Genomic DNA, 1,183 nt, shown 5'->3' on the forward strand with positions numbered 1-1,183 from the left:
ATTGGGTGTCGTGAGTGGTATCACGATGAGTTTTCAGTTTGGAACAAACTGGCCCGGGTACATGGAGACAGTTGGCAATATTGCCGGTCCATTATTAGCCTATGAAGTCTTAACAGCCTTTTTCCTTGAGGCAACTTTCTTAGGTGTCATGCTATTTGGTGCAAAGCGTGTTTCGCAACGAGTGCATACATTAGCTACCTTTTTAGTGGCTTTTGGTACCAGCCTGTCAGCTTTTTGGATTATTGCCTTAAATTCGTGGATGCAAACCCCGCAGGGTTTCACCATGATTGATGGCAGGGCGCATGCCGTTGATTGGATAGCTATCGTCTTTAATCCATCGATGCCTTATCGCCTTGGCCATATGATGCTAGCTTCATTTTTGACTGTCTCGTTTTTCTTGGCTGGAATCTCTGCTTACCGCTACTTACGCAATAGCCGCTCGGAAGCCAATTTAATGGTGATGAAAATGGCGCTAACTGCTGCCATGGTTTTAACGCCTATTCAAATTATGCTTGGAGATCTACATGGCCTAAATACCCTTCATCATCAACCTGCAAAGCTAGCTGCTATGGAGGGAATTTGGAATGGCGGTACTGGTGTGCCTGCAGTGATCTTTGGGATACCCAATAAACAAACTCGTACCAACGACTATGAGATCAGCATTCCTAAGTTGGCGTCTTTTTACTTAACCCATAGTTGGGATGGCGAGGTCAAGGGATTAAATGATTTCGGAGACAAGATTCCGCCTGTTGCCCCAGTATTTTTTGCTTTTAGAGTGATGGTTGGCGTTGGTGTATTAATGCTCTTATTTTCATGGCTGGGGCGTTGGCAGATGCGTCAAAATCGGCCTCTACCAAAGTTAATAGCCAAAGGCTTGGTGCTGATGACCTTTTCAGGCTGGGTTGCCGTCTTAGCCGGTTGGTATGTAACTGAAATTGGACGACAACCTTATTTAGTGACTGGAGTGCTTACCACTGCTCAAGCTGCTACAACTTTGCCTACCGGTATGGTCTTTTCAACTCTATTTGCCTATTTGGCTCTTTATGTGGGTTTATTGTGCGCTTACATTTGGGTAGTTTTCTATCTGGCTCGTCAGGCTGACGATAAAGAAAGCCCCAAAACTCAAGTTGAAAAGCAATCTGAAACTTCGTGGAGTCTTTTTAGGACTTAAGTTATGACCTCA

General features: G+C 44.7%; 1 protein-coding gene. It reads left to right on the forward strand.

Translation table 11 applies throughout. The features are described from left to right. A partial coding sequence (locus tag B7Y67_RS18650) for a cytochrome ubiquinol oxidase subunit I (protein WP_293599911.1) occupies positions 1-1,171 on the forward strand: 1,171 nt, incomplete at its 5' end. Positions 1,172-1,183 lie beyond the last annotated feature (12 nt).

It is taken from the genome of Polynucleobacter sp. 35-46-11, from assembly GCF_002281105.1.